General features: G+C 61.7%; 20 protein-coding genes and 2 tRNA genes. 13 read left to right on the top strand and 9 right to left on the bottom strand.

Annotated features, from left to right (window positions below; all coding sequences use genetic code 11):
• From ABDZ98_RS13475 to ABDZ98_RS13465, 3 genes are all read left to right on the top strand, one after another.
• Positions 1-846 (top strand): alpha/beta fold hydrolase, encoded by an 846-nt coding sequence (locus ABDZ98_RS13475; RefSeq protein ID WP_160591186.1) that lies wholly within the window; start codon positions 1-3, stop codon positions 844-846.
• Between the two features lie 384 nt (positions 847-1,230).
• Complete coding sequence (locus tag ABDZ98_RS13470; protein ID WP_160591184.1) at positions 1,231-1,392, top strand: hypothetical protein; 162 nt, start codon at positions 1,231-1,233, stop codon at positions 1,390-1,392.
• 329 nt (positions 1,393-1,721) lie between these two features.
• Positions 1,722-2,600: a GGDEF domain-containing protein gene (locus tag ABDZ98_RS13465; protein ID WP_160591182.1), complete on the top strand. Its 879-nt coding sequence runs from the start codon at positions 1,722-1,724 to the stop codon at positions 2,598-2,600.
• Between the two features lie 123 nt (positions 2,601-2,723).
• On the opposite strand, the gene ABDZ98_RS13460 is transcribed toward ABDZ98_RS13465, so the two are convergent.
• Both ABDZ98_RS13460 and ABDZ98_RS13455 read right to left on the bottom strand, forming a co-directional pair.
• Positions 2,724-4,202 (bottom strand): FAD-dependent oxidoreductase, encoded by a 1,479-nt coding sequence (locus tag ABDZ98_RS13460; RefSeq protein ID WP_160591180.1) that lies wholly within the window; start codon positions 4,200-4,202, stop codon positions 2,724-2,726.
• A gap of 94 nt (positions 4,203-4,296) precedes the next feature.
• On the bottom strand, positions 4,297-4,983 hold the full coding sequence (locus ABDZ98_RS13455) for a lysozyme (protein ID WP_160591178.1): 687 nt from the start codon (positions 4,981-4,983) through the stop codon (positions 4,297-4,299).
• Positions 4,984-5,172: 189 nt separating this feature from the next.
• Here ABDZ98_RS13455 and ABDZ98_RS13450 point away from each other — a divergent pair.
• Both ABDZ98_RS13450 and ABDZ98_RS13445 read left to right on the top strand, forming a co-directional pair.
• Positions 5,173-5,246 (top strand) — tRNA-Cys (locus ABDZ98_RS13450).
• A 53-nt stretch (positions 5,247-5,299) separates the two neighbouring features.
• Positions 5,300-5,375: transfer RNA gene (locus ABDZ98_RS13445), tRNA-Thr, on the top strand.
• Here the strand turns inward: ABDZ98_RS13445 and ABDZ98_RS13440 are convergent.
• Entirely contained in the window at positions 5,346-5,468 is a 123-nt protein-coding gene (locus ABDZ98_RS13440) for a hypothetical protein (RefSeq protein ID WP_272916790.1), read from the bottom strand. The two genes, ABDZ98_RS13445 and ABDZ98_RS13440, sit on opposite strands and share 30 nt — an antisense overlap.
• A 240-nt stretch (positions 5,469-5,708) precedes the next feature.
• On the opposite strand from ABDZ98_RS13440, the gene ABDZ98_RS13435 reads away from it, so the two are divergent.
• Positions 5,709-8,321: a G8 domain-containing protein gene (locus tag ABDZ98_RS13435; RefSeq protein WP_160591176.1), complete on the top strand. Its 2,613-nt coding sequence runs from the start codon at positions 5,709-5,711 to the stop codon at positions 8,319-8,321.
• Between the two features lie 230 nt (positions 8,322-8,551).
• Positions 8,552-10,672, top strand: coding sequence for an ATP-binding protein (locus tag ABDZ98_RS13430; RefSeq protein ID WP_160591174.1), 2,121 nt, complete (start codon positions 8,552-8,554; stop codon positions 10,670-10,672).
• A 15-nt stretch (positions 10,673-10,687) separates the two neighbouring features.
• Here the strand turns inward: ABDZ98_RS13430 and ABDZ98_RS13425 are convergent, their stop codons facing one another.
• Both ABDZ98_RS13425 and ABDZ98_RS13420 read right to left on the bottom strand, forming a co-directional pair.
• Positions 10,688-12,118 (bottom strand): WecB/TagA/CpsF family glycosyltransferase, encoded by a 1,431-nt coding sequence (locus ABDZ98_RS13425; protein ID WP_237437474.1) that lies wholly within the window; start codon positions 12,116-12,118, stop codon positions 10,688-10,690.
• Positions 12,119-12,199: 81 nt separating this feature from the next.
• Positions 12,200-12,412 (bottom strand): hypothetical protein, encoded by a 213-nt coding sequence (locus tag ABDZ98_RS13420; protein WP_160591172.1) that lies wholly within the window; start codon positions 12,410-12,412, stop codon positions 12,200-12,202.
• 43 nt (positions 12,413-12,455) lie between these two features.
• Between ABDZ98_RS13420 and ABDZ98_RS13415 the strand changes: the two genes are divergently transcribed.
• The 4 genes from ABDZ98_RS13415 to ABDZ98_RS13400 are packed head-to-tail and all read left to right on the top strand — an operon-like array spanning position 12,456 to position 16,707.
• The gene (locus ABDZ98_RS13415; RefSeq protein WP_237437473.1) at positions 12,456-13,694 is read left to right on the top strand and encodes an oligosaccharide flippase family protein; all 1,239 of its coding nucleotides are present in this window, start codon (positions 12,456-12,458) and stop codon (positions 13,692-13,694) included.
• A complete protein-coding gene (locus tag ABDZ98_RS13410; RefSeq protein WP_160591168.1) occupies positions 13,691-14,635 on the top strand; it encodes a glycosyltransferase family 2 protein in 945 nt (314 codons plus the stop codon). The genes ABDZ98_RS13415 and ABDZ98_RS13410 overlap by 4 nt, the downstream gene beginning before the upstream one ends.
• A gap of 24 nt (positions 14,636-14,659) precedes the next feature.
• Positions 14,660-15,655: a glycosyltransferase gene (locus tag ABDZ98_RS13405; RefSeq protein WP_160591166.1), complete on the top strand. Its 996-nt coding sequence runs from the start codon at positions 14,660-14,662 to the stop codon at positions 15,653-15,655.
• Positions 15,652-16,707, top strand: a complete 1,056-nt coding sequence (locus ABDZ98_RS13400) for a glycosyltransferase family 4 protein (protein WP_160591164.1) — start codon at positions 15,652-15,654, stop codon at positions 16,705-16,707. Before ABDZ98_RS13405 ends, ABDZ98_RS13400 begins: the two co-directional genes overlap by 4 nt.
• A 163-nt stretch (positions 16,708-16,870) precedes the next feature.
• On the opposite strand, the gene ABDZ98_RS13395 is transcribed toward ABDZ98_RS13400, so the two are convergent.
• Genes ABDZ98_RS13395 through ABDZ98_RS13385 form a run of 3 tightly spaced genes read right to left on the bottom strand, consistent with a single transcriptional unit; the run spans position 16,871 to position 20,693 of the window.
• The gene (locus tag ABDZ98_RS13395) at positions 16,871-18,154 is read right to left on the bottom strand and encodes an O-antigen ligase domain-containing protein (RefSeq protein WP_160591162.1); all 1,284 of its coding nucleotides are present in this window, start codon (positions 18,152-18,154) and stop codon (positions 16,871-16,873) included.
• A complete protein-coding gene (locus ABDZ98_RS13390) occupies positions 18,109-19,479 on the bottom strand; it encodes a GumC domain-containing protein (RefSeq protein WP_237437472.1) in 1,371 nt (456 codons plus the stop codon). The genes ABDZ98_RS13395 and ABDZ98_RS13390 overlap by 46 nt, the downstream gene beginning before the upstream one ends.
• A gap of 35 nt (positions 19,480-19,514) precedes the next feature.
• Complete coding sequence (locus tag ABDZ98_RS13385; protein WP_160591158.1) at positions 19,515-20,693, bottom strand: polysaccharide biosynthesis/export family protein; 1,179 nt, start codon at positions 20,691-20,693, stop codon at positions 19,515-19,517.
• 275 nt (positions 20,694-20,968) lie between these two features.
• On the opposite strand from ABDZ98_RS13385, the gene ABDZ98_RS13380 reads away from it, so the two are divergent.
• Positions 20,969-21,505 carry a heme NO-binding domain-containing protein gene (locus ABDZ98_RS13380; RefSeq protein WP_160591156.1) on the top strand — a complete coding sequence of 179 codons (537 nt, stop codon included), beginning with the start codon at positions 20,969-20,971 and terminating at the stop codon, positions 21,503-21,505.
• Positions 21,502-22,917: a sigma-54-dependent transcriptional regulator gene (locus tag ABDZ98_RS13375; protein ID WP_202386005.1), complete on the top strand. Its 1,416-nt coding sequence runs from the start codon at positions 21,502-21,504 to the stop codon at positions 22,915-22,917. Before ABDZ98_RS13380 ends, ABDZ98_RS13375 begins: the two co-directional genes overlap by 4 nt.
• Positions 22,918-23,034: 117 nt before the next feature.
• Here ABDZ98_RS13375 and ABDZ98_RS13370 read toward each other — a convergent pair whose 3' ends face one another.
• Positions 23,035-24,462: an aldehyde dehydrogenase family protein gene (locus ABDZ98_RS13370; protein ID WP_160591154.1), complete on the bottom strand. Its 1,428-nt coding sequence runs from the start codon at positions 24,460-24,462 to the stop codon at positions 23,035-23,037.
• Positions 24,463-24,697: the final 235 nt, after the last annotated feature.

The following is a 24,697-nucleotide window of genomic DNA, read 5'->3' as shown; positions in this document are numbered from 1 at the left end:
ATGTTCATCCAGCTGGACCGCGCGCGCATCTTCTTCGACACCGCCGGATCGCAGCTGATGCCGGGGCCGGAGGGCATGGAGCCGCGCCCCACCCTGCTGGTGCTGCATGGCGGGCCAGGGTTCGATCACTCGACCTTGCGCCCCTATTTCGATCGTTTCGCCGATACGCATCAGGTGATCTATCTGGACCACCGGGGCAACGGCCGTTCCACCGGCGATTTTGCTGACATGCATCTGGACCGCTGGGCCGATGACATTGCCGATTTCTGCGCCGCACTGGGGATCGAAAAGCCGGTGGTGCTGGGGCAGAGCTTTGGCGGCATGGTGGCGATGCATTATGCCGCGCGGCACCCGCATGGACCATCAAAACTGATCCTCTCCTCTACCGCTGCGCGCATGCGCTATGACCATACGCTGGCGATATTCGAGAAGCTGGGCGGCGCCGAGGCCGTGGAAGTGGCCCGGGCCAACTGGGAGCAGCCCAGCAAGGAGAGCTTCGCGCGCTATACCAGTGTCTGCCTGCCGCTCTACAACCGCAACCCCGCGACCGATCCCGCTGCGGCAATGAATCGCGCAATCCGCAAGGATGAGGTGACGATCCACTTCTTCAAGGGCGAATTACAGGACATGGACCTGCGCCCGCAGCTGGCCGCCATCACCTGCCCCACGCTGATCCTGGCCGGAACCGAAGATCCGATCACTCCGGTGATCTGTGCGCAGGAACTGGCCGAAGCATTTGCCGGACGCGCGCAGCTGGAAGTGTTCGAAGGCTGCGGCCACGGCAGCTACCGCGATGATCCCGAAGGCAGCGAGCGCGTGCTGCGCGCATTTCTGGCTGGTGCGTGAGCAGGGTGCGGCCCATGGCAGTGAGGCGCACACTGATCAAAAAGACTACATTCGCCTGACTGGTCAGCCGTGCGGTATTCACAATATCGGCTTCCATCGTATGGTAATCCGATCCGGGACGAGCGTCCATCAGCCATATAAAACCGCCATCCGCTCCGCGTTTGAATAGTGAATTGACAAGGAAAACGGAATATTATTCATATATTTTGTGATAATATTCTAAATAAGTAACATTGCGTATCTCCAACTACTATTATTGACTCCATTTCTTATATTCATATCCTTCGCTTGCGACTACTGGAGTCGCGTACAGAGGAGATGGATATGTTGAACTTCCGCCGTAAGCGGCTCGCAGCCGCGGGACTTGCTCTGGCCGCCCTCGGGATGGCAGCCCCCGCACAGGCAATGTACGTCGTGACCTGGTTCAATTCCTATGGGAATGGCGTCCAGTATGTCTGCGATGACAACCTGACAATCTTCTATCAACAGGGCACAATTTCGGGCACGCCGATGGTCACCGAATGGTATCCCGGTCAGGTTTGCTGATCCGGAATCGAAAGTGAGGCGCGCCGCCAGACCGATTGGCGGCGCGCTCTTTCCTGCACCGAGCAGATTGAGCTATAGCTCCGCCAGTTGTTTGCGATGTCTGAAAAATCCCGGCCAATTGCACGGACATGGTGAGAATGCGTCCAGCTAGCTTCACGAAACCCAGATAGCTTCACGAAACAGGGCAATTCGATAAGCGCAAATTTACCTTTTTGGCCGAAAAGAGGGCCATGCAAGCGCCGCCTTCACTGAATGCTTTCAGCCACATATCGAGCTGGGCATACACAACCCAACGCCTGCGGCGGGCAACTGCCTGGATCATAGTTCTGTTGCTGGTCGATCTTGCCCTGCTGGCAGATGTGATCACCGGGGCAAACGTCTGGTTTGGGCCGGTCTATCTGTTTGTGATGTGCGGTGCCACGTGGCTGCTGGGCCTGACGCGGGGCTACGCAGTTGCGGTCTGCTGCATGTTGCTGACATTCTGGATCAATGGATTTGAACTCTACCCCTATGGTTCAGCGGCTCTTTCGTGGGACCTTGGGCTGCGATTTGTCGCTCTTTCAATGCTCATAATTGTCATCGCGGCGGTGCGCGGTGCCTTCCTGAGAGAGTGGTGGCTGGCACGGATCGAACCGCTGACCGGAGCACTGAACAGGCAGGCGTTTTTTGAATTTGCCGAGTCCTTGTGCAGCAGCCGACAATGGCGCCTTCTCATATATGCCGATCTTGATGGACTGAAGGCCGTAAATGACCGGCACGGCCACGCCGCCGGAGACAAGCGGCTGAAGGATTTCTCTTCTCTTGTCAGAAAATCAATCCGGCGCGGAGACGTCTTTGCCCGGATGGGCGGGGACGAATTCGTCATCTTCATGCCGGTGAAAAGTGAGGACGCAGCGCGCGGCCTCGCCAGACGACTGGATACAACATTGAACGACAGGCGAACCGGGCCGGAGGGCAATTTTCTGTGTAGCCTGGGTGCCTTGCTGGTCCCACCCGGAAGCGCTTCGCTGGAGCTGTTGGTGGGCGAAGCGGATCACCTGATGTACGAAGCCAAGGTGAAGGGTTCCTGCATGCAGGTTGGAATGGCGGGCGTGGCCGTCTCGCCGATCAGGACTGGAAGTGCGCGGGGCGGCGTGCGGCCCCTGATAAGTGCCATATCGACAAGGCAGGTCACCAAGCACGACAGGCGGGCTCCTCACTCGCCATAGATGGTGAGGGCTCTGGCCAAGCTGGCCGTGCGCGCCGCCAGCCTGCCGCCAGCGCCAGCAGAGCGCGCGCCTGCCGGCAGGCCGCACCTTTGCCCCCTTGTTCTCCGCTGCATCAGGTGTGATTTATTGCGCCGGAACAGCCTCCGCCCGCACCGCCGCCACCGCTGCATCGTCGGTCAGATGCGCACCTTGCGCCCGCAGGACCTTGCGAATCTGGTCCACATTCACATCGCGCGGCTGCACGCCGCCATCGGCAGCCAGCGCGGCGCCCACGCCTGCCGCGTGGCCGGTCAGCCAGCATTGCGGAATCTCGCGCATGAAGCCGTGGGAATTGGCATCGCAGCTGATGTGCCGTCCGCCCACCAGCAGCCCGTCCAGCGCGCGCGGGACGAGCGATCCGTATGGCACGGACACGACCGGAAACTTGGGGCTGATCGAGGGGGAAATGCCCACTTCATCCGTTGCGGGAATATCCTCGCCCCAGTCCTTGCGCTCTATCCGGCCAAGCCCTGCCAGCCGCCGCGTGTGGCGCACGCCCAGCTGGCTGGCGCTTTGCAGCGAATAGGCGCTTTCGAAGCCCGGCGCATGTTTGCGGAAGAACTGGCAATGGCCCTCCATCAGACGGTGGCTGCGAATCTCGACCTCGGTCATGTCATCCACGTCGAGCGCCGACAGGCCAGACTGGCGCGGCCCCAGGAACAGCGCGATATCGGGCCGCCAGCTGACATAAGGAGTCTGGAAATATCCCAGCTCCTCACGTCCGCGCGCCATGAATTCGCGCAGGCCGTCCGGGTCATGCACCTTCCAGTCGATCCAGCGATCCATGTTCACGCCGCCCAGCACCCAGCCGGTGTTCATCGAATGGTGGACGTCGCCTTCCTCGATATCGGTGTCGAATTCGGCCCCGGCGCGGGCGAACATGTCGCCATCGCCGGTGGTATCCACCACCACCTTGGCCAGCAGTGCGTTGCGCCCGGCCTTGCTTTCGAAGATCACGCCCTTTGCCGCACCATCCTCCACCAGCGGGCGCGCGGCCCATGCGTGGAAGACGATGCGCACGCCCGCCTCCAGCAGCATTTCCTGCGCGTTGAGCTTCATCCGTTCGGGATCGAGCGTGGGCGCCCATTGCACGATGCCGTGAAAGGCAGTGGTGCGATTGCCCCAATAGCCCGCCTTCACCGGGTCGCGGCTGCCCCAGTCCGCTCGCGGAGGACCGGCCACGGCCTCGGGCGGCATGCGCTCGATGAATTCGCGGGCAAAGCCCTGGATCACATGGTTGCCCTGCCAGTCTGTCATGCGGTCAATCCACATCACCAGACCGCCGGTGGAAAGCCCGCCCAGGCAGTTGTAGCGCTCCACCAAGGTGACATCGGCGCCCGCCCTGGCCGCAGCCCACGCCGCCGCGCAACCAGCCGGTCCGCCGCCGATCACCGCCACATCGCACTGGTGGTAGATATCGATATCGCGCGCATCCTCACGGATGGTACCGGAGCCATTGGGCGGCGGCAGGTTGCGCCGGTCACTCTCGAACACGTCGGAGCCGAGGAAGCGCTCCTCGCTATGCCCCGCGATCCGCTGCAATTTGGGTTTGTCGTCGGCCATCTGCACCATATCCTGTTGCGCTGTGGCCCCGTGGCTAGAGCCTGCGCGCAGCCTCGACAAGTGTGATGGACCCAATGTGACAGGCCCGGAGCCGCTAAGGTTTCAACGCCTCGCGCGCCGCTGCGGTGATATCGGTGTTGACCGCACCCTTGGGATGATAGCTCGGCTTGGCGACGCCATAGACCAGCGCCTTGCCGTCGCCTGCCCATTTGCCATCGAAGAACAGGTCCCGCTCCGCTTTGCGGCGACCGAGAATCTCCGGCGGCTTGTTCCAGTTGAGGATCGACACACGCGCCTCTGCAAGCTGGCCGGCAACCACCTGCTTGACCCACGTCGCCCGCGCAATTCCGCCGGTGTTGTACTGGAAGGAAAGCGCCGCACCCAGCTCGTTCTCGGTCAGATTACAGTCCTCGAACGCCGCCAGCACAGGGGGCAGATACTTCTGCCGCATCAGCCACACGGCGACCTTCAGCGTATAGGGAAGCGTCTGCGGATTGTCCTTGTATCGCGGATAGACCTGGTGCCCGCTGGCGTTGGTGACGCCAATCCCCCAGGTCCACACGCCCACGCTATCCTTATAGGCTTCGGGCACGATTCCTTCGTGCTTAGCGATTTCCAGCAGGATCTTGAGCGTCACATCGGTGACCGCAGGTTCCGATTTCGGGATGCCGAAATCGTCCAGCAGCGCATCAAGAGCAGTGATCTTCGCGCTGTCATTGAACAGGCCGGACTTGCCCGCTGCGCGCACGGCATCGAATATTGGCTTGCGTATATCCGTCATGGCACCCCCTCCGCTCCGGCGACCGGAGCGAGGCAAAAAATACCACTTTTTTCAGGCGGCCGCGGCGAAATTATTGTCACCGCATCCGGCCGGCCTGTAACCAGCCCGGCAGGGGGCAGGAAAGGAAGCATTGCCATGATGGCAATTCCCCGCTAGTCCGCCGCCTCCCCCGCGAATAGCGAGGGTTCCGGCCCGATGGCGGAGTGGTTACGCAGAGGACTGCAAATCCTTGCACGCCGGTTCGATTCCGGCTCGGGCCTCCATATTTTCGCCCATTGCGCTTGCCCAAGGCCAGCGATAATGGCGCGAGTGCAGTGCCGCTTTAGCTCAGTTGGTAGAGCACATCATTCGTAATGATGGGGTCAGGTGTTCGAGTCACCTAAGCGGCACCACTCACCTGAAAATATCGGATAGAGATCGATCCCGATCGATTGCCGCCCGTCGCTGGTGGCCACTTTCCAGGCGTCATCGCTGTATCGGTCCATCTCACAGGGGTGGGCCAGAGGTGCGGGCAACTGCAAAGATGCGAAAACTGTTACAATCAATTACAACCAGTCTCGGCGCAGGCCTGATATCGTCTTGGCAAATCCGGCCATCCGTTGCAAAGTCATGGCCAATTATAAAAAGCGGGGCTCAAAGTCCCGGTTGAGGGGATAATCGTCATGCGCATGCAATCTCGCCTGCTCCTTGTGTCTTTGCTTCTTCCTGTGTCCGTTTTGCTTGGCATGGGTGCACAGGCTGATGCTCAGGAAGCCCACCAGCATATGGACGCGGGCACTGATGCGCCTCCTGCGGTGGTCCGGACAGTGCAGTGGTCCGATCCTGCCGCATGGCCGGACGGCAAGGTGCCGGGCGCAGGCGAAGAGGTCATGATTGGCCGGGACATGGAAGTTGTCCTGGACGTCAGCCCGCCTGCGCTGCGCAGCCTTACCATCGACGGCAAGCTGCGCTTTGCGGACGATCACGATATCGCGCTGGAGACCGAGTGGATCTATTTGCGCCGGGGCGAATTGCAGATCGGCAGCGAGGAGCGGCCCTTCACGCATAATGCGACCATTACCCTGACAGACAATGTCCCCGATGAAGACATCAACACCATGGGGGACCGCGGCATTCTGATCATGGGCGGCACGCTGAACCTGCATGGCAACCGGGAGCACACCTGGACCAAGCTTGCCAGAACGGCGCAGGCCGGCAGCGCCGAAATCGAAGTGCTGGATGCCAGTGACTGGCGACAGGGCGATCAGATCGTGCTGGCATCAACCGACTTCAACCCGCGTCAGGCAGAGAGGCGAACCATCGCCGCCGTCAACGGGAACGTGATCACGCTCGATCGCGCGCTGGAATACATGCATTTCGGTGAAATCACCTTCGGCGTGGACGAGCGCGGCGAAGTGGGCCTGCTGACGCGCAATATCGTGATCCAGGCTTCGGAAGACGCGGACAACAACTACTTCGGCGGGCACATCATGGCGATGCTCGCATCGACCGTGCGCGTCTCCGGCGTGGAGCTGAACCGCATGGGGCAGAACATGCATCTGGCCCGCTACCCGATGCACTGGCACCTCGTTGGCGAAGGCCAGGGGCAGTACATCCAGAACTCCGCAATCCACGATACCTACAGCCGCTGCGTAACGGTGCATGGCACCAATAATGTGCGGGTGGAAAACAACGTCACCTTCAACACCGTGGGTCACTGCTTCTTCCTGGAAGACGCGGTGGAGACGGGCAACCAGTTCGTCCACAATCTGGGGATCATGACCAAGTGTCACCCCACCCTGCCCTGTCAGCCGACCAACCTGGGACCGGCAGGATCGGCCGATACATCGACTTTTGCATCGAGTGCCGCTGGTCAGAGCTCCGACCATGTCCTGATTGCCTCGGACAACACGGCGTCAACGTTCTGGATCACCAATCCGGACAATATCTATCGTGACAACGTGGCTGCAGGTTCCGACCAGATAGGTTTCTGGTTCGCCTTGCCGGTTCATCCTACGGGCCAGTTTGAAGGTACGGAGACCAGTGCCAACACATGGCCGCGCCGCACTGCGGTGCGCGAGTTCAGCGGCAACACCGCCCACTCCAATTACGACGGGTTCATGTTCGACCGTGGTCCCAATCCCGACAACACCTTCAGTGTCGGTGGCAGCAACTACCATTTCGCCCATGCCGATCCGGCCGACACGAATAGCGAGAAGCTGGTGTCGCACTTCGAGAATTTCACCAGCTACAAGAACCGGCACGGCGGCGTATGGGGTCGCGGTGAACTGCATCTGTTCACCAACCTGAGAGTGGCCGACAATGCTGTCGGCTTTACCCACGCGGCTGCCGCAGTTGGTCAGGCCGCCTATACGTCAAAGGTGGTCGATTCGGTGTTCGTGGGTGAATCCGGCAATATCGGAAATCCCAGCACGCCGCAGGAAATCGCCTATGGTCGCAGCATGCCGAACGACCTCACGGATTTCCCGATCCGCGGTTACGAGTATTACGACATGCGGCACGATGTGGTGAACACCACTTTCGTCAACTTCATGCCCAACGATACGCGCGATGCGGGAGCGATCTCCTACCTGATGTATACCAGCTTCGGGATGAGCACCGAAAACGCCATTGAGGGCGCACAGTTCGTCAATTCCAAGCCGGTCAGTTTCCCGCCATATGTGCGCAGCTGGGCCTCCGATCTGGGGCGTGCCAATGCCTGGAGGGGCGCGGCGATCCATGACCGGGATGGCTCTGTCGGCGGTGTGCCCAATTCCTATATCGTGCTCGACAACGGCATCGCGTCCGATGACGAAGCCTGTGACATCAGGCCGGACTGGGGCGCTGCTGTGTGCCGCGGTGACTTCGGCCACTTTGGCGTGGGCGGCAATTTCGGATTTGGCGGTGGTCCCATCACCGATCCGGTCATGCTCAGCCGTAACGGCAGGCGGTGGGAGTACACCGGGCAGACCACGATCCGCAGCGGAGCCGACGTCAGGGTGGAGACCAGCAGGGAAGCCCTGTCACTGTCCCTGCGGGAAATGGACAACGGCTCCTCGGTAATCTTTGAACTGCCCGGATTCAGCACCACTGCCGGGGGTGCAGAGCAAGCCAGCCTGGCCGCGCTGCGCGCTGCCGGTGAGACCTCCTGGTTCAGGGATGACAACAGCTTGTGGGTCAAGCTTGTGGTCGACAACAATGCCGGCCAGAGCGTTTCCATCGGCAGGGTTGGTGCCGGCGTGAGCACGGTCGGCCCCGGTCCCGGTGGCGCTTTCGATGCAGGCGCCAGCCTCGACGTCAGCAGGTCGGTTCAGGTCAGTTCAGCCGCGCAGAATGAAGGAGCACCCCGGCGCGAATAACGCGCCGGGATTGGCGGCTGCCGCGGTTTCAGACAATCCGGCTGGCACTGGGCCAGCGGCCTTACCCGGGGGGCCCGGCCGGACCATCTCGCTGCGCCCGGGCAATATCCCCTGACGGCCTGAGGTATCAACAATGCGCTACTGTACCGGTGAGAATTTCGCAATCTGTCCTGGGTAAGATAGACCATACCTCGACAGCAACTTCCATGAGCGAATGCCTGTAGACTGTGGTGAGTATCGAAGAAGCACTGGGCAAACTGACGCCCGAAGAGCAAGTGAACCTGCTCAAGCGCAGGTTGCAACGCTCCGAAAAAGCGCGGCTTGACGCAGAAGCGCTGCTGGAAAGGCGTGCGCGCGAACTCGACAGAATCAATCGTGAACTGCTCGAACGGGAAGAAGTGCTGCAAAGCCGTCTGGAGCTGGGGAACCGGGAATTGCTGGCAGCCCAGCGCACCGCCCGGATTGCCACCGTATTCAGGCCTCGCGGGGGGAAGTTCATCTACTCTCCCGAATTGCGCCAGATCCTCGGCCTGCCTTCCGGTTGCGACCTGAATCCCGAACTGCTGCAGACCAGAATTCATCGGCTGGACCGCAAGCGCGTGGCTACTGACGAGATAAAATTCTACACTGAAATGCCAACCGACATTGATCACATCTACGAACACCGCATCATAAGGCCGGTGGATCAGGAGGTGCGCTGGATCAGGTGGACGTTGCGCCGGGAAACTGATGATCGGGGCCGTTTTCAATCAGTCTTTGGTACCGTTCAGGACATCACCTTGCAGCGCCACACGGAAAGGCATGCACGCGCACTCAGCCTTATTGCCGGGCGGCGGGTCAAGACCCTGAGCAAGCTTTCAGACGAGCTGGCCCTGTCCCATGCCGAAGCCGAGGAAGCCAATCGGTCGAAGTCCCAGTTCCTTGCCATGATGAGCCATGACATCCGCACACCGATGAATGGTATTCTGGGACTGCTCGAAACCTTGTCTCACAGCGATCTGGATGATGCGCAGCGCCACAAGCTCAACCTAGCGCGCAGTTCCGGCCTCCAGCTCAACATCCTGCTGAATGACATTATCGAATTCGTGCGCGCCGAAACCGGCAAGATCGAGCTGCAACCCGAAGCGGTGGACCTGCATATGGCCCTGGGCAATATCGTGGAGTTCTGGCAGGTGGCCAATCCCAATCCGAATGTCGTGCTTACCAGCCGCATCGATCCGGACATACCCAAAACCGTACTCGTCGATCCGACCCGTTTCCGGCAATTGATCGACAATCTCGTGTCCAATGCACTGAAATATACACCCGGCGGCACGGTCCAGGTCATCGCACAGAACAAGGGCGCAACCCTGCGGATCGAGGTCGAGGATGACGGCCCCGGAATCAGGGAGGAACTGCAGCGAAGGCTGTTCACCGATTTCACCCGGCTGCGGACGATGACCGCAGGGTCCGGATATAGCGCAGGCCTGGGCCTGGCGATCTGCAAGCGGCTGGTCAGGGCAATGGAAGGCACGATCGGCGTTGTAAGCGAAGTCGGCAAGGGAAGTCGTTTCTGGTTCGAGATTCCGCTGGTTCGCATCCTCTCTTTCGACAGGACCGGCCATGTGCCCAGGCAGCCGGTTGCCAGTCCGCCCGTCAAGCTGGCCGCACATGTGCTGATCGCAGAAGACATCGCCACCAATCGGCAAGTACTGGCCTCCATGCTGGAACTCACAGGGTGCACGTTCGAGTTTGCCGAAGATGGCCGGGAAGCGATTGTCGCTGTTCAGAATGGTGATTTCGATATTATCCTGATGGACGTGAACATGCCGCTGCTGGATGGCAAGGAAGCAACACGCCTGATCAGGCAATTGCCCGGCGCGAAAGGTCAGGTTCCCGTGGTTGGAGTGACCGCGCATGTCATGCAATCGGACCATGATGAGCTGCTGGAAGCGGGAATGAACGCGCTGGTCTCCAAACCCGTCGATCTGGCGTCCCTGACCGCGCGCATGGAGGAAGTGTTGCGCCAGAGCGCGGGCACCGCCGCCGACCCGGCCACCATCCCGTTGATTGATGAAGAGGCCACGCGGCAATTGTTCGATGCATTGCCCGAAGATCGGCGCAACACGGTGCTGGCACTGTCGCTGCGCGATATGGCCAGTCTGGGCAAGAAGCTGTCTGCCGCGATCCGGTCTGGCGACCACGGGAAGGCCCGGCGGGAGGCGCACAGCCTGCGCGGCGTTGGCGGCAATATCGGCGCGATGAGGCTGGCTTCGCTGCTGGCCGAAGGTGCGCAAATCGATGCCGGGGTGCTCGATCAGGTGGTGACGGATACGATTGCCGATATCCGTCACCGTTTCAGCGTCGAGTGAACCGCCGGCAATGGATCAGTAGGCGCCGCGCGCGGTAACCACCGCCGGGATCGTGCGCAGCAGCAGCCCCAGGTCGCGCATCATGCCCTGGCTTTCGACATAATCGATATCCATCTCCACCTGCTGGCTGAAGGGAATTTCTGCCCGTCCCGATACCTGCCAGATGCAGGTGATACCTGGGCGGGTATCAAGCCGCCGCAGCGCGCGCTGCCAATAGGCTGTCACCTCATGCGGCAGGGCAGGACGCGGACCAACCAGCGACATATCCCCCAGCAACACATTGAACAGCTGTGGCAATTCATCCAGCGACGTGCGGCGCAGCAGGGACCCGACCCGCGTGATCCGGGGATCTCTCTTCATCTTGAAACAGATCGAATCCCTGTCTGACTGCGCCAGCAGGCGGGCGCGAATTGCCTCGGCATTGACCACCATACTGCGGAATTTCAGCACCTTGAACGGCCTGCCGCGCTTGCCGATCCGGGTCTGGCTGAAGAACACCGGGCCACCATCCTCAAGCCTGATGGCCAGGGCAATGGCCGCGAACAGCGGGGCGAGCAGCGCAAGACCCAGCGTAACGGCGATCAGGTCTCCGGCCCGCTTGAGAGCCGCACCGCAATCGATCCCGCTGCGGATGGCAAACGCATGTGCCAGGGCATGCATGATGAAAATACCATTCCCGGCGATATAGCGACCGGCAAGGCGCCGCGGTTCCTGCGCCAGACGCCAGATCCACTCGCAACCGACTTTGCGGATCGGCATGGGCGCCCGCGGAATTCGGCCCGAATAATAATCGAACAATCCACCGACCGAGAGCTGCACAGGGGCATCAATGCTGGCGCCGTGATCGGCCAGCCAGCATTCCTGCAACGGCACGCCAAATCCGACAAAGACCATGTCGGCTCCGCTGGCGTTGATATCGGCGATGACGCGCGCGGTTTCATACTGTTCGAAATAGCCGTTTTGCGTTCCGGCAATGTTGAGATCGGGATAGCGGCGCTGCATCGCCCGTCCGGCCGCTTCGGCAATGCCTTCCCCGCCGCCGAGCAGGTAGATCGACACTCCCTTGCGGGCGGCCTCCTCGCAGATGAGCGGGAAAAGATCCGTGCCGTTGAGATTGTCGCGATAGCTCGTCCCGGCAAGTCTGGCGGCAAGGCGCATTCCCGATCCATCAGGCAGAAGGTGATCGCAGGACTTCAGGGCAGCGCGATACCTGCTGTCGCGGGCAGCCACATTGACGCAGTGCGCATTGATGAAACCGATCGTCGCGCGGCGACCCTTGGCGGCAAGATCCACCAGCTTTTGCGCGGTCTCGTTTCGATCGGCGTCGACAAGGTCGAGGTTGAACAGCCTGACCGCACTTGCCGCCGCAGCCACACGGCCCGATGAACGCGGCCCACGCTCGTAATCCTGCATCAGAGCGCTGTCGAAATTGAAATCCTGGTACATTGCATATCCTCCGCTTGAGTTGGGAGGACAGGCGCAGAGATCGTGCCAGTTTTAGAAAACCGCTATATTTCCGTCTTTTAGTTAGTTTCTAACCGCCCGGCGGGCGTCTTGGCACAGTCCATTTTCGCAAAATGCAATTTCTGAATTGCGAATTGCGAAGTGCTGCTGGCCATTATGCAAATCGGCGCGATCCTGACTGCCGAAATCGGGCAACAATGGCGGGAAACCGCGTTTGGCACGGATATTGAACAGTGTTTGGCGACACCATGCCAGGAACACGCCAATGCCGCTCATCGTCAGACTTGAAAGACTGTTGCCAGAGGGGCTGAGACCCGTCTTGCACGGCCTTCTTGCCTATGGCCTGGCAGAGGCTGGCACGCGCGTGTTGCGGGTGTTCACGATCATCGTGATCGCCCGTCAGATTGCGCCCGCCCAGATCGGCATTGCCGCCCTTGCGCTTGCCCTGTTCGAATTTGTTCGGGTGCTCGCAAACAGCGGCATTGGCCAAAGGATCATCGCCGCCACCGATGCCGAGCTCGCATCGATCTGCAACGCCGCACACCGGCTGTTCTATCTGTGGTGCGGCGGCGTCGCGCTGGTTCAGCTGGCTTGCGCTGCAATCATGTGGCGTGTCTTCGGGCAGGCAGAGATCGCAGCAATGCTGGCCATGCTTACCGGCGTTTACGCGCTGATGCCGGCCGGCCTGGTGCAGGTCTTCCTGTTGATGCGCAGCGGACGGCTGGCAACAACCGCCCGGATCGCCGCCACGCAAACGACAGCTGACCATTTCCTGTGCCTGGCACTCGCGCTGGTCTGGCCATCGGCCTGGGCGCTTGTCCTGCCCAAGCTGCTGACCGCTCCGGTATGGCTTGTTCTGGTCCGGCGCGCCCAATGCTGGTCTCCTATTGTCGGAGTGGCTGCGGCGCCCTTGCACGAATTCACCCGCTTGAGTGCGGGGGTTCTGGTCACTGAATTTACCAATGTGGCGCGCCAGCAGCTCGACAAGATCATTGTCGGCGCCATGCTCGGCACGGAGGCTCTGGGATTCTATTTCTTCGCGTTCAACGCCGGACTTGGCATCACCAGCAGTTTTGTCAGCGCCTTGTCGATCGTGCTGTTTCCCTATCTGTGCGCCGCCAGATCGGCGCTGGATCGCATGCGCCGGCTGAAGCATTCGATTATGCTGGGTCTGGGCCTTTTCACACCGGTTGTGATCGCCCAGGTCCTGCTGGCCGATATCTACGTGCCGATCCTGTTTGGCGAGCAATGGGCCGATATTGCCCCGCTGGTCGCAATACTCTGCCTGGCCGCGATACCGGCGATAACCGCATCGGTGTCCACCGCATGGCTGCGCGCCACCGGCGGGGCTGATCGCGATGCGATGATCTCCATCGTGGTCTGCATCGCCGCGCTGGGAGCGCTGGCTCTGGGCTGCACCATCGGCCTTCACGGAGCGGCCTGGGCCTATGTCCTCGCGCTTTGGGCAGTGCAGCTGCCGATCACCGCATTCGTCCTTTTTCGCGGACTCGGCCTGTCCGCCATCAACAACCAGACACCAAAGGGAGTGGTCATATGAACCGCAACGCACAAACTCGTCCGCATTTCTCGGTCATCGTGCCTGTCTACAACGCGCAGGATACGATCGAGGCGACCATCGCCTCTATCCGTGAGCAGGACGACGAAGATTTCGAACTGATTCTGATCGATGACGGCTCAACCGATGACAGCCTGCTGCGGATGTTGCGGCAGGCAGGCCGCGATCCGCGCATCAGGCTGGTGGCACAGCAGAATGCCGGCGTTTCCGCCGCGCGCAATCACGGTCTCCAGCTGGCCAGCGGCAGGTTGATGGCTTTCTGCGATGCCGACGATCTGTGGCATCCGGCCAAGCTGGCATGGCACCGTGCGGCACATGAAGCCGATCGCACGCTGGCCATCAGCTACGCCAGGATCGCCTTTCTCGAAGCCACTGCCCATGATCGGCCGCGCAGCCGCACCATGTCGAGCGTGCCCCGCGGCGACCTGACCATGCAGCAGATCATCTCCGAGAATCCGGTCTGCACAGCCTCCAATCTCGTCACCACAAGGGAAGCGTTCGATCGTATCGGCGCATTCGATGTCGGCATGGATTATGCGGAAGACCAGGAATGGCTTGCCCGCGCCGTCGCACTGGGTGAGCGTGCCCGCGGGATTGACGAATTGCTTGTTGGCTATCGCCTGTCGCCCGGCGGTCTCTCGGTCAATCTTGGCGCCATGTATGCCGGCTGGCGCAGGGTGGTGGAACTGCACGCAAGCGATGCGGACTCAGCTTCTGCCGAGGCGATATATTGCCGGTATCTGGCGCGCCGGTCCCTGCGCAGCGGCAATCCACCAGCTGAAGCGCGCTACTACGCGATGCGCGGAATAGCCCTGTCTCCCCGCGCCTTCCTGTCTGATCTGAAACGCGGAGGCTCCACTCTGCTTGCAGCCATCACCGCTCCTGCAATCCCGATGACGCTGCGCCAGCGCATCTTCGCCTGACCCCTGCTCCAAGGAGAAATAGCCGTGACCAGCCCTGAAAAAATTTCCGTCATCATGCCTGTCTATAATGTCGAGCTCTATGTTGCAGAGGCGATCCGCTCGGTTCTGGACCAGAGCCACGATTGCCTCGAACTGATCGTCGTCGATGATGGCGGGCAGGATGGCAGCATGGATATCGTGCGCAGTTTCGACGATCCGCGCATCCGCATCATCCGGCAGAAAAACCGCGGCCTGGCAGGGGCGCGCAACACCGGGATTGCCCATGCAACCGGCACCTATATCGCACTGCTCGATTCAGATGATCGCTGGGCGCCCGAAAAGCTCATGCTGCATGCGATTCACCTGCGCAGCAATCCCGATGTGGCCGTCAGCTATGCCGGTTCACGCCTGATTGACGCCGATGGCCGCCCGCTCGCGGTTGCCATGCGGCCAAGGCTCGAAGCTGTTGATGCAGCGCATATCCTCAAGCGCAACCCGGTGGGCAATGGCTCGGCCGCGGTGATACGTCGCAGTGCGCTGGACGATGTGGGTTTTGCCCATCCCGATGAACCCGCACGCACCTGCTGGTTCGACGAGAGTTTCCGCCAATCCGAGGATATCGAAATGTGGCTGCGAATGTCCGCTGGGCATAATTGCCGCTTCGAGGGCATTGGTGGGCTGCTGACCGATTATCGCATTATCGGTGGCGGACTTTCGGCCAATATCGTGCGCCAGTTTGAAACCTGGGAGCGGGCGATCGACAAGGCCCGAACCTATGCGCCAGCGCTGATCGCCCGCCATGGCAACGCCGCCGCGGCATATCAGCTGCGCTATCTGGCGCGCCGCGCCATACAGCTGGGCGATTATGCCTTTGCCCGCGCGCTGACATCGCAGGCGATTGCCCGTTACCCGGCGATTTTCATGGAAGAACCGGTCAAGTCGCTTGGAACGGCGGGGGCCGCCCTGGCCAGCGCGCTGCTGCCCGGAACGATGATGGCATGTCTGCTGCGGAACCGCCTGGGCAAGGCGGCTGCGGCATGACCCGGCTGCGCTGCGTTCACCTGAACGATGATTTCGCCATGGGCGGGGTGGTCAAGGGTCTGCGTATCTACGATCATCCGGATCTGACCCGCATGGTCGATAGCCGTGTCCGGCCCGTCAATCCGCGCGGCAGAATGGCACCTCGCCTGAATGCCCATGTCATCGTCACGCATTTCCCGCCCAGCTGGTCCAGCCTGCCGTTTCTGGCATCGCTGCGGCTGCGCAATCCGCATGCCCGGCTGATCCATATAGAGCATTCCTATACCGGAAACTGGGAGGCCCGGACGGTCAGGTCACAAGCCCGTTTCCGGCTTATGCTGAAACTGGCCTACCGCATGTATGACGAGGTTGTTGCGGTATCCAACGGTCAGGCCGGATGGCTCCGCGCAATCGAGGCGGTCGACCCCGTGAAGCTGAAAGTGCTCCATCCGTGGAGCGGCAGCCAGGGCCTCGACAAGCTGCCCGGTCCGAAATTCTCTCAAGGCCAGCCGATCAGGCTGGGCGCCATCGGCCGCTTTGACCATGTGAAGGGCTTCGACGTGCTGATTGAGGCCATGAAGGCTTTGCCTGCATCACGTTTCGAACTGGTGATTGGCGGATTTGGCGATCAGGAGCAGGCCTTGCGCAAGGCAGCAGGCGACATGGCCAATATCGCGTTCGCTGGCCGTATCGAAGATGTGGCCAGCTTTTATGCCCGCTGCGATGTCGTGGTCGTTCCCTCTCGCTGCGAAGCCTTTGGCCAGGTGGCTGCGGAGGCGCGCATGGCCGGGCGTCCGGTGATCGTGTCGCAGGCCGATGGCCTTCCCGAACAGGTGGGCCGCGCAGGCATTGTAGTTGATTGCAGCGACCCGGCCATGCTGGCCAGCGCGCTTGCCGGGCTGAGCACCGCCCAGCTGAAGGAAATGTCGGTCGCCGCCCGCATGTCCATGGCCGGCGCCGAATTCTCCCGCATCAAGGCATGGCAGGCGCTGTTTCACCGGGCGGGCAAGGCACTGGCGGGCAGGAAGTCCCGGTCAGAAAGCCTGTCCGGCACGCTCGCCATATCAGCCTGACCGGACAATGCCTGCTGGAGCGCTCCCCCTTCGCTCCCCAGGCAGATGCCCCGGCGTCCTGCCAAGGGCGACCGGGGCATTGTCATGTCAGGATGCAGCCAGCCGCGGCCACAGGCGAGGCGCCTGAAGCATGTGCGGAACGGGAATGGGGCCGCAGCGCCGTTCACCTCTGGCTTGCGCGCAGCTCCACGGCGCGGCGTGCGGCAATGCCGATGACCACCAGCGCCGGCCAGTACAGATAAGCCAGTATCTCCAGATTCTCTCCAAAGCTGTAGAGACACATGACCAGGACCATGGATAGTCCGATACGGCCCAGAGGATCGCGAACCGCCAGCCACGCCATCGCAGCCAGCGCCATGATCAGCGGAATCGCCAGCGCCAGCAGGCCCATCGTGCCTTTGACGAACAGCAGCCCATACCAGCTGTGGTGGCTGCCGATCGGCATGAATTCAACCAGATGCGGGCCTTGTTCGACTATCCCGTGGCCGAACCACGGCGCTTCGGTTTGCCAACGTTCGATAGCGATGCGGCCAAGTATCTCGCGAACGCGCGAGCTGTCCGCACGGGCACTGGAAAAGTCCGAGGCCGCCTGTTCGGCCAGTGCAACCAGGCTCGGCGCCAGCAATCCAAGACCCAGCACAACCGGCGCTGCTGCCCACCACAGCCACGCCTTGCCCAGCCGGGAAATCCCGAAGCTCAGTGGCCAGATGACCACCAACGCCACCAGAGCCAGGCGGGATTGTGAAAGCAGGGCGATCAGCAAGGCGGCGGCAAGGCCGGTGATCTTCCAGCGCAGATCCCTCTCCTCGGCAGCGCAAACAGCATGGACCAGCGCGATCATCCCGGCTGCCGGCGACCACGGAGCAAAAAACTGCCAGCGTGCGGTCCCGGCGCCCGGTTCAATCGTGTAGAGGGTAGCCGCGAAATATTCCGGTCCGGAACCGCCAATGATCTTGAGCGGCGAGACCCACAGTGTCTCGGGAAGTCCGACAAACGGTGCCACAAGGAACAGCGGCAAGATTAAAAGTGTTTGCCTGCCCAGCCTGCAAACCGCGCGGCAGATCACCTCTGGCCGTGGATTGAGAACCGATCCTGCCAGCGGAAACAGGCCGATCAGGGCCCAGCCCTTAGCCCAGCCGACGGAAGACTTGATTGTCTGGCCAATGCCAAGGTCATTGGTTGTGTGGCCCACAAGCAGGATGATCTCCATCGCCGCCATTGCCAGCACGAATGTCCAGATGATCGGTCCCAGCGGAGCCGGTCTTTGTGCAGCCGGCAAGGCTGGCGCGGCATAGAGCTTCCACGCGGCCAGCGCGGCCAGGCTCCAGCCGAGGACCGGCCCGGCGATATACAGACCGCCAACCAGCCACAGCGCCCAGGTCGCGCCGATAGTGCCTGCTATCAGACGTTCGGCAGCAGCTTGCGCAGGATCGGTTGGCGTAGCCATGCGAGGGCAAATCCCATGAGAATGAAGAAGGACGCAGCCACAGCGGCGGCGAGTGCGATCAGCAGCGAGGGGGTTGCCCTGGACGTGGGCAGGGACGGTTCCTCGAAGGTCTGGACCAGCGGGTAAGAGGCGAAGGGATCGGACTTGTTGGTATCGAGCCGCGCCAGGGCGGAGGAAAAGACCGCTTCGGCCACCCGGTGTGCCCGCAGCAGTTCAACCAGTTCGCTTGCCTGCGCGACCAGCGGCCCGGACTGCGCCGCCTGCTCGTCGATCTGGCCGCGTATCTCCGCCAGCATCGCATTGGCGCCGGCATTCATCCCCTCGGCGGAGATGAGCGATTCAAACATCCGTTCACGCCCTTCGCTGACGGACAGATCGGCGAAAGCGAGCAACGCATCGGCCCGCAATCCGGCAACCGAGCTGCCGCGTGCGACAATCTGTCCGCGCAAGGCATTGCGCTCGGCCTCCAGTTCCTCACGCACGGCGTGGGCGCTGCCCAGCGTAGCGCTGGCTTCGCTCGCGTCGGTATTGATGCTGGCATACCGATCCAGCAGTGAGCGGAAGACAGGATCGGCCTTGAGTTGCAGGGCCCGGCGAACATTGTCCGGGGTGATCTGCAGAACCTGACCAAGCCGCCCGCGAATTGCTGCAAGACGAGCGCGATCGGCCCGTGCGTTTCTTTCAAGCCCGCGCAGACCGTCCAGCGCGCCGATGCGGCCATTGAACTGCTCAAGACTTACCAGGCCAGTGCGCCCCTGAAAGTCCAGCAGGGCCAGCTGGGCCTCCTGAACCTTGCCCTCAAGCTCGGAGATATGCTGACGATCGGCGCTTTCACGCGTTTGCGCCTCGTTCTCGCGCAGGTCATCGAGGATGGCGAGGAACGCATTGCGCAAAGCCTCGCCGCGCGCCCGGGCATGCTCGGGACTCTCACCTGTCACCTTCACTTCGATCAGATTCGTTTGATCCAGCAGTTTGATGGATGGCTCGGGAAATGCCCCGCCATCTTCACCCAACAGGCCGGCGGCCCGGCGGCGGGTCGTGTCAGCCATCAGCAGGCGCTTGTAATTCTCGGTCGGGCTGAGTGTGGTGCTGGAAAAGGCCGATGCGGTGACCGAACTTGCCTGACCAAGCGAATCCAGATTCATCGATCCGCCAACACCGGACCCCGGAAGGATCAGGGTCATCGAACTGCTGAAGCGAACAGGCGCAAGAACCAGATAGGCCGCAGTTATGCCCCAGACCAGCAGGAGGGCTGGCGCGATTGCCATGATATAGCGGCGATAGCGGTGGATGGAGGGCAGTCCGTCACGAATGACAAACCACAATCGGACAAGGCGCCGGGGCCGGGGCGTGGAAGCCATCACTTGGTCACCGCCTGTTCGAGCAGCAGGGCAGGAGTGACCGCACTCGCCACATCGGTGACCATGCCGATGGCATCGCGCAAATTCATCCAGCGGCTGTCATAACAGGCCAGGGCATCACCCGGCATCAGATAGGGATCGTCCAGGTCGCGGTCTGCCGCGCGAACCAGATCCTCCACGGCACGCTCCACCACCACGGACTGGCCGGTCATCGGATTGCGCGAAATCAGCACGGCGAGGCGCCCGGCATTCATCCGCGAACCACCCACGCAGTTCATTGCCACCAGCCCCTGAAGAAAGCGCGTCCCATATGGCAGGCTGGCGGTCTGCTGGCCGACCGCAGCGCCGGCATTGTTGTTGGCCGGGCGCGTCAGGTTGGACATGTGCACGCGGATGCCCGGCGCCGTCACCAGCGACGGGCGGACGAGCCGCGCATCGAAACAGCCGCTGGTTGGCACAATAATGCTGTCGCCATTTGCCAGCGCGACGTCCTGAAACGCGGTGCCGTCATGCCCGCTGCGCAGATCATGGACCGAGAGCGTGCCGTTGCGGACCAGTCCAATGCGCGAGATATCCGCATCGGGCCGAACGCCGCCCGCGGCGCGCAGCGCGGTGGACAAGGTGCGGCCGACATTGGCATCGCCAAACGCCTCGCCCTCGCGCTGCCCCACGCGATCGTCAGGCGCCCGCTCACCGGCCCTGACACTGCCGGGAATGAAGACCGCGCCGCTTACGGCAACGGAAACGCCGGCGCTTTCCAGCAGGCTGAGGCGAACGGCATTGCGCAGACGCTGGACAATGTCCCGCGCGACCAGCTCATCGGCAAGATTGCGTTCCAGCTCTGGCAGGGAGAGCCCCGCAGCAGCAATCGATCCGATGCCGTTCAGGCCAATGTCGCCATTGGCGCCGATCACATAAGTGCCGGAAATCCGGTCTGCATCGCCGATGATCCGAAGTTGCAGCCGATCACCCGGAGCAAGCAGGGGCTCTGCGCCATCGGGCCGCGACATCTGCGGGAGATCCGGCAGCATGCCAGCAGCCTGAGAACAGCCGCTCTGTAATACCGATGCCTGCTGCTCCGGCATCCACAGTGCACCAGCAATATTGGCTGGCTGCGGGCCGGTGGTACAGCCGGCCAGAAGCGCGGCACTGGCAATGGCTGGAACGATGATACGCATGTGATGGGACTCCGGAAACAGTTGCCGGAGACGTTTCAAGGACCGTGCCAACTGGCGATTGGACGGGATTGCAGCGATTTTGGCGCAGATACCGCCGCAAATTCGCATTCTGCAAAGCGCCTGTTTGCATTTTGCAAAGCATTTGCTGCAATATGCAACGACTGCGGGCGATCAATTGGGGATTTGCAGTACTACCCGCCCGATCTTCGCATTTTGGCACGTAATATGCTTAGTTGCCCGGACGCAGATTTGCATTTCGCAAAAAGGGACAAGAAATGAAGGGCATCATCTTCACCGAACTCGTTAACTTCATGGAAGAGGGATTCGGACTGGTTTTCGCCGACGAGGTGCTGGTGGAAGCGGACTTGCCCGATGGCGGAGCCTTCACCTCAGTCGGCAGCTATCCGGCGACCAATGCGCTGAAAATGGTCTCGATCGCATCCGTAAAGTCGGGCGTGCCGGTCGATGAACTGTGCCAGAAATATGGCTCCTATCTCTTCCAGCGCTTCACCGTCCTGTTCCCGGATATCATGAAGCTTTATACGTCTGTCGACGAATTGCTCGATCATGTCGGTCCGCACATTCACGAGGAAGTCCGCATCCTCTATCCCGGGGCCAAGCCGCCCAGCGTGACGACCAGGCGTGAAAACGGTGTTCTGGTGGTATCCTATCAGTCGCACCGGCCGCTGGCGCATATCGCCTATGGCCTGATCAGGCAGAGCATCGAGCATTACGGCGATGAACGCGAACTGACCTGGGAATCCAGCAAACTTGGCGATCGGGCCGAATTCCGGCTGGTCAAAGCCCTATGAGCAGACCGGCAACGCACATACTGGTGATAGAGGATTCCCCTTCGCTGGCACAAACCTACGCCGGAATCCTAGAAGGGGCCGGCCATTCGGTTGTGGTGGTGGAGAACGGCGCCGAAGCAGACAGTGCAATTGCCAGCATGCCAAAGCCGTTCGACGCTATCCTGCTCGACCTGCAATTGCCCGATTACGATGGGCTGGACTGGCTCGAACAGCGCCCCCAATTGGCGCAGGAAAGCGCAGTGGTGGTGGTCACCGCCGATGGATCGATCAACCGCGCAATCAGCGCCATGCGGCTGGGCGCCTATGACTTCCTGGTCAAGCCCATCGCCCCGCCAAGATTGCTGACCACCGCGCGCAATGCGCTGGAACGCCAGAAGCTGTACGAAAAAGCCGAAGTCATCAGCAGGATTGTCGGCCGTGAGAGCTTTCAAGGCTTCATCGGCAAATCCACGCCCATGCAGGCAGTCTATAGCGCCATCGAGAATGTCGCGACGTCCAAGGCGACGGTTTTCATTACCGGCGAAAGCGGCACCGGCAAGGAAGTGGCCGCCGAAGCGATCCACCAGACAGGTCCGCGCGCGCGCAAGCGGTTCGTGGCGATCAATTGCGGAGCGATCCCGGAAAACCTGCTTGAATCGGAACTGTTCGGCCATGTGAAAGGCTCCTTCACCGGAGCGATTGCAGACCGGAAGGGGGCCGCGCGCGAAGCCGATGGCGGTACGCTTTTCCTCGACGAAATCTGCGAGATGGATCTTTCGCTGCAGGTGAAACTGCTGCGCTTCCTGCAGTCCGGCATGGTGCAGCCGGTTGGGTCAAGCCGGCCCGAACCGGTCAACGTGCGGGTTATCTGTGCCACCAATCGCGATCCATCGCGCGAAGTTGCCGAAGGCCGCTTTCGCGAGGACCTGTTCTATCGCCTTGCGGTGATCCCGCTTGAATTGCCGCCACTCAGGGACCGGCCCGGCGATGTCAGCCTGATAGCGCAGAGTTTCCTTGAACGCTTCGGGGAGGAGGAAGCCAAGCACTTCGAGCCGCTTTCCGCGCAAGTGAGCGCTGCGCTGGAACAGCGCCAGTGGCCTGGCAATGTCCGCGAACTGCAAAACCTTATCCGGCGTGCAGTGGTGATGAGCGCCGGACCGGTTATCGGCCTGGACGATCTGCCGCTCGAACGCACCCATCCCGCACCAGCCAGAGCCGCTGACCCTGCACCGGCTGCATTCATGGCGGACCCCGCTGCAACCGCCTCCCCGGACTTTGCCCAAAGCGGTCCCACCACGCTCGCCGATATCGAGCGGCTGGCCGTTGAGGCCGCAATCCACAGGGCTGGCGGCAGCATCCCCAAGGCTGCGGGCGAACTGGGCGTCAGCGCATCAACAATCTATCGGATGAAAAGCCGTTGGCAGTCCGCCTGACCCGCAACACGGGTTCTGCAGACTGCCAAGGCGAACGAACAAGGCCCGCAGCCGCGGCGGGCATAATGTTCAGCGGCCATTGGGCCGGGCCACTGCGCCCGCCCCCTTCGCGCTGCATCAATAGCCAAGGATGGCCTTCACCTCGAGGTATTCCTCCAGCCCGAAGACCCCGTATTCGCGGCCATTGCCGGACTGTTTGTAGCCCCCGAACGGGGCAAAGCCGGACCATGCCGGATAGTTGATGTGCACCTGGCCTGCGCGGATCTGGCGGGCGACCCGGCGTGCGCTTTCCTGATCGGCAGACTGGACGTGAGAGCTGAGGCCATAGACCGTATCATTGGCAATACGGATCGCATCCGCCTCATCCAGATAGGGCATGATCACCACCACCGGGCCGAAAATCTCCTCCTGCGCGATGCGCATGTCCGGCGTGACTTCGGAAAACACCGTGGGGCGGGCGAAAAAGCCGTGGTTGAGGCCGCCGGGAAGTCCCGTGCCGCCGCAGATCAGCTTTGCGCCCTCGTCGATACCGGCCTGGATCAGTTCCTGCACCTTGGCGAATTGCGGCGCATTGGCGAGCGGGCCGATAACGCATGCCTCGTCCAGCGGATTGCCGACGATGATGTCGTTCGCAGTGCTGGCCGCAAGCGCCTCCACTTCGGCCAGGCGCGATGCGGGCACCACCATTCGGGTAGGCGCAGCGCAGGACTGGCCGACGTTGCGCATGGCCCCCAGAATGCCCTTGGGCACCGCCTCTTCGAAATTGGCATCTTCCAGGAACACATTGGGCGACTTGCCGCCCAGTTCCTGCACCACGCGCTTGATGGTCTTTGCTGCGGACTGGGCCACCAGCACGCCCGCGCGGGTGGAGCCGGTGAAGGTGACCATGTCGACATCGGGGTGCGATGACATGGCATTGCCCACCACTTCGCCGGTCCCGCCAACCAGGTTGAACACGCCCGGAGGCGTTCCGGCATCATGCATCACCTGGGCAAACATCTGCGCGGTGAAGGGTGACATCTCGCTGGGCTTGAGCACCACGGTGCAGCCCGCCGCGATGGCCGGGGCAACCTTGGCGGTGATCTGGTACAGCGGCCAGTTCCACGGCGTGATCAGCGCGCACACGCCGATCGGTTCCCGCACAATGGTGATCCCGTCGCGCTCCGTCTGGAAAGCGAACTTCTCCAGCACATCGATCATCGTATTGACGTGCGCGATGCCGAACGCGACCTGTCCGCCGCGTGAGAAGGTGATCGCCGCGCCCATTTCCGCAGTGATGGCCTGCGCGAATTCTTCCGTCCGCTCCTCCAGCAAGGCCTTGATCCGCTTCAGCAGCGCCAGCCTTTCTGCAACCGGGGTCTGCGAGAAATCGGGAAAAGCGCGGCGCGCGGCGGCAACCGCCAGATCGACATCGGCGGCGGAGCCAGCGGCGATATGGCCGATCACCTCCTCCGAATAAGGATTGAGAACCGCAATCCTGGGAGCATCGGGACGGTCCACCCATGCGCCGTCCAGATAGAAGCGCGTATCGTTGATCAATTGCATCCTGAACCCTTTTTGATTGTTGCGGCGAACGTGCAGAAGCGCGGGCCTGCGGTCAATATGGCATGGGTCGCCAATCGCAAGTGCCAGCGGCCACCGGTCGATGTTTCGGCCGGACCGGCACATGAAAAAAGGGCCGGAGGTTTCCCTCCGGCCCCTTTTTTGTGACCTTGCGGTCTTCGCTTAGCGACCCGAACCCGGACCGTAAGTGATTTCCACGCGGCGGTTCTGCAGTTCG

Origin of the sequence: Alteraurantiacibacter aestuarii, assembly GCF_039523595.1 — a bacterium.
GTDB classification, from domain to species: Bacteria; Pseudomonadota; Alphaproteobacteria; order Sphingomonadales; family Sphingomonadaceae; genus Alteraurantiacibacter; species Alteraurantiacibacter aestuarii.
Note: the sequence above shows the minus strand (reverse complement) of the source record. Positions and strands in the feature narration are given on the sequence as shown.